This window comes from Wolbachia endosymbiont of Tuta absoluta (assembly GCF_059414725.1).
The window spans coordinates 1-4,437 of the sequence record NZ_JBNRJY010000171.1 but is presented as its reverse complement, the minus strand read 5'-3'; the positions used below and the strand labels follow the sequence as shown (position 1 = coordinate 4,437).

The 4,437-nt window shown below is 32.4% G+C and carries 3 protein-coding genes; 2 read left to right on the top strand and 1 reads right to left on the bottom strand.

What is annotated here, in order from left to right; all coding sequences use genetic code 11:
* Positions 1-276 precede the first annotated feature (276 nt).
* Positions 277-816, top strand: coding sequence for a demethoxyubiquinone hydroxylase family protein (locus ACJ5GX_RS01855; RefSeq protein WP_179943898.1), 540 nt, complete (start codon positions 277-279; stop codon positions 814-816).
* A gap of 131 nt (positions 817-947) precedes the next feature.
* Here the strand turns inward: ACJ5GX_RS01855 and ACJ5GX_RS01850 are convergent, their stop codons facing one another.
* Positions 948-2,180, bottom strand: a complete 1,233-nt coding sequence (locus ACJ5GX_RS01850) for a hypothetical protein (protein WP_052265010.1) — start codon at positions 2,178-2,180, stop codon at positions 948-950.
* Between the two features lie 249 nt (positions 2,181-2,429).
* On the opposite strand from ACJ5GX_RS01850, the gene purF reads away from it, so the two are divergent.
* The gene (gene purF, locus ACJ5GX_RS01845; protein ID WP_052265009.1) at positions 2,430-3,815 is read left to right on the top strand and encodes an amidophosphoribosyltransferase; all 1,386 of its coding nucleotides are present in this window, start codon (positions 2,430-2,432) and stop codon (positions 3,813-3,815) included.
* Positions 3,816-4,437 lie beyond the last annotated feature (622 nt).

Below are 4,437 nucleotides of genomic sequence, written 5' to 3'. Positions count from 1 at the left end.
GTAGAAAAAATAAAAAAGACATGCAGCCGCTATAATTTTATGTAATCTGCCAATATATACCTGAGTTTTTTACTGAATTTTGTTGTTAAATCTGCAGAGATTAAAAACAAGGATAAATACTCTTATTGATATGATAAGGGAAAGTGGGAGAGTCTGTCAAGTAACTTTTGCTATTGCTACTTAAGTTCCTGTAATCACAATGTTGGTGCAATGTATGCATGGAATTTTATTTACTCTATAATATGTTGGTTTATAGTAGTACTAATGCAGAAATAAATGGAGGAAACATTGGAAAGCAATATAAAAAAATTGAAAGGAAATTTTTTAGAACAAGCAATTAGAGTAAATCATGCTGGCGAATATGGAGCCATTTGCATTTATTCTGGTCAAAAATTTATTCTTAAAAAATCTTCCATAATTGACAAAATAATTGAAATGGAGGAGCAGGAAAAAAAACATTTCCACTATTTTAATGAGAAAATCAAGGAGCAAAGAGTTCGTCCTACTGTTTTGTTGCCAGTTTGGGGTGCTTTAGGGGTATCACTTGGTGTTGTAACTGCCATGATGGGTAAAAAAGCCGCTATGGCTTGCACTGCTGCAGTTGAAGAAGTGATCGGAGAGCACTACAAGGAGCAAGTCTTACATTTAGAAGATGGGGAATTAAGAGAAACTATAAGTAAATTTCGCGATGAGGAATTAGAGCACAGAGATATTGCAATTCAGCACAATGCCGAAAGCGCACTTGGCTACAACGTTTTATCTTTGTTCATAAAAACAAGCTGCAAAGCTGCTATTTACCTCTCTAAATTGATTTAATCAATCACTATTTGACAACCAACCACATTTGCCTTTAGTTCTTGTGCTAATTGCTGCCTCATATCCTCTACTACAATCGAATGCGTATGAATGTTTATAATTAATTTCTTAATTATTATCCTAAAAATACATTAATTTAATTCCCTATTAGAGTTTTCTTGTTGTTGTAAACATGTTTGCATAAGACTAGTAGATGGAACGTTTTTAATAGTCTGAGTTAACTCCTCAGGAATATTTTCAAAACTCTTGCCCATAACTTCTAAAACACTTTTTCCCTGTATAAGACAATTCCCTCCAAAGCTTGATTTGTTTTCTAACTTGCTAAACCTTATTTTGCTTTTCTCATCAATTTCTACTACCATTTTGTTACCATCTTTCCGTAGATAAATACTAATCTCTCCTATTTTAGTAGTAAAAAATATTTCAATACCACCTTTTAAGATATCTGTGTAATTTCTTTTTCCATCTTCTGTAATTTCAACTTTTACTATACTTTCCTCAATCTGAAATATGCCAACTTCTAAATCCTTAGCTTTTTCATTATTTAAAGTTCTCGCAATTTCAACAATACTACCTTGTGGATACTTAATATAAAAATATTTATTATCTACTTCTACTTCAAGATCATATTTATCAATTTGCTTGTTATTTTCTTTCACAATACCTTCATATGCTAGACCCTCTAGCATTTTTTTCTTACTCTTACATTGTTCGTTAAGATCATTTAAATAATTAGAGCCGTAATATCCGCCTTCAATATCGCTATAAAAAGATAATCCTTTTTCTACCCCACCTTTTAACACTAAATTACGAGTGATCTTTTGTATGATATTTTTTGTAGTTGAATTGTGTGGATTTGCATGAAAGCGATTAATTAATTCTTCCATTTTTTCAAATATAAAATTTGTTACAGTCTTATTATCCTTACCGTAATATGAGTTTAATCTTATTCCTTGATTTAAATAACCCTCTATTATGCGTTCCATGTACTTTAAAACGCTTTCTTGCTCATCGTGTTCTGTTATACCTTTTATCATCTCATCACAAAATTTTTTAACTAGAATTTGTTCATCTGTAGTCAATGGTATTTGCAATTTCGTAGAAGATGAGTCTCGCTCAAAAAGATAAATTATTGACAATTCTTCTGCTCTTTTAATAAAGTCATAACTTCTTAGATATTCTGCAACATCTTTGTTTTTTGCGTACCTTTTCTTGATTAAATCCATATGCCTATCTTTACGACTTATAGTCGGTAATTTTGGATTTGATGAACTACTCTGTTGACTATTGAAGAAGCTGTTAGAGAACTGTTCAGGCTCTAAAATAAGATTACTTTCACCTTGTTTACCTACTTGCTTAGACATATTATATACCATAACCAATAAAACTTTTTAGTGATTACTTCAATACATAGATAAGTCAATAAAAATATCTTTTTCTCTTCAGTGCTAAAAAATTGTCAAAAATCTCAAAATTGGTTAATTGCATATAATCTACTTTCTGGTATACATCAAAACTACCGTAGAAAGCTTCAACTTTGAAAGGGATTAACAAATAAAATTCTTGTACTTTACCTCTACTAAAGTACAATCAGGCTTTATTTAATATTTTTCATGCTTGATGAAGTACATGAGGAGTGTGGGGTATTTGGCATAAGTTGCAACCAAAGTGCTGCTTTTAACTCTATACTTGCTCTCCACGCTTTGCAGCATAGAGGTCAAGAGTCTTTTGGTGTAGTAACCAGTAACAACGATAAGCTGCTCTCTTATCACTTTCAAGGTCAAGTGAGCAGCGTATTTGATGATATAGATGAAATAAAGAAATCCTTACCTGGAGATTGTGCAATAGGTCATGTTCGATACTCAACCAGTGGTAGTAAATTTGGAGTGCAGCCCATGTTTGGCAAAAGTGGCAAATTTGGAGATTTCGCCATAGCACATAATGGTAATTTAATTAATATTTCTCCGATACGCGAACAATTAATTAAACAAGAGTGTGTTTTTCAGTCAGATATTGATACAGAAGTAGTAGTGCATCTGACAGCAAGCGGTGAAAAAGATAGCTTTTTAGAGAGTTTTATATATGCATTAAAGCAAATACAAGGTGCTTATTCTTTTGTGGCAATCAATCAAGAAGTAGTTATTGGAGTACGTGATCCATCTGGAATCAGGCCTCTTGTTTTAGGAAAGTTAAACGGTTCTTACGTTCTTGCATCTGAAACTTGTGCTCTTGATATAATAAATGCAGAGTTTATTAGAGAAATAGAACCAGGCGAATTAGTTACCATCAGTTCGGATAGTAAGCTAGCCTCAATGTTTCCTTTCCCAAAGCAAAAATCAAGTTTTTGTATTTTTGAATACGTTTATTTTTCAAGACCAGACAGCATAATGGAGAATAGGTCTATATACGATACAAGAAAAGAAATAGGAAGAATACTTGCAAAGGAAAGTCCACCAAAGAACAATGTAGATATGATTGTACCAATACCTGATTCTGGAATACCTGCAGCTATTGGATATGCAAAGCATTCAGGATTACCTATGGAACTGGGGATAATTCGTAATCATTATATAGGAAGAACATTTATACAGCCAATCCCTGAAATACGTAAGGTTAGAATAAAATTAAAGTTCAATGCTAATAAGCATATTTTAAAGGGTAAAAACATAATTTTAATAGACGATAGTATAGTGCGTGGTAGCACGCTCAGAAGTATAATAGTTATGTTAAAAGATGCAGGAGTAAAAGAAATTCACCTAAAGATTTCATGTCCACCAATTAAGCACTCTTGTTTTTATGGAATAGATACGCCAGAGTGCAAAGATTTAATTGCTGCAAATAAATCTGTAGAGGAAATTAAGGAAGTTATAGGAATAGATAGCCTAGCCTTCTTGAGTATTGATGGCCTATACAGGGCTGTTAAAGAAGAAAAACGTAACAACGCTACACCGCAATATTGTGATGCTTGTTTCACTGGTGACTACCCAATTGGTAAGTAATCTATTATTAATAAAGGTGAGGTTTTTTCTATGTTATATTAACAGTTTTAAAAATAGATTTTTTGCATAACCATATAGTTTTTGCCTGGGCGTCATTTGAGTGAAAACTACTTTACAAATTTCGTCATTCCCTTTACTATGATACCAAGAATATTTATCCTTATTTTTGACCTGCAGGCTCAATTACAAAATCAGTAAAAAACTCAAATATTTATTGGCAAATTACACAAAAATTATAGCGGCTTTTTTTATTTTTTCTACATTCAGCCAAAACGCGCTTGTTAGCACATTATTATAGCGCCAATTTACATTATAAAACTTGTCACACGGGGATTCTTTTGCCTTTTTTCTTCATTTGGTAAATTTCTTAATATTTGCAACTAAAGTAATTTTCGAGAGGTGTTATGTAAGTAGCTGACACACAGCTGTACGAGCATTCATTTTTGAAAGTAAATTGCGTAGCAAATGGTGTCATCCGAGTAGCTGACACTGGAATGGCTTTGTTGCACCACTCAAGGAAAGAACAGGCAGTTACTGATGGAATTTGTTATAAAATAGATATTTAGCCGACAAAGGAAAAATATGCCAATAAGAATGAAAGTCAGTAACTGCAATGAATATA

Coding starts and splice junctions, on each gene's coding strand:
- ACJ5GX_RS01855 (WP_179943898.1), top strand. CDS start 277: ATGGAGGAAACATTGGAAAGCAATATAAAAAAATTGAAAGGAAATTTT.
- ACJ5GX_RS01850 (WP_052265010.1), bottom strand. CDS start 2,180: ATGTCTAAGCAAGTAGGTAAACAAGGTGAAAGTAATCTTATTTTAGAG.
- purF (WP_052265009.1), top strand. CDS start 2,430: ATGCTTGATGAAGTACATGAGGAGTGTGGGGTATTTGGCATAAGTTGC.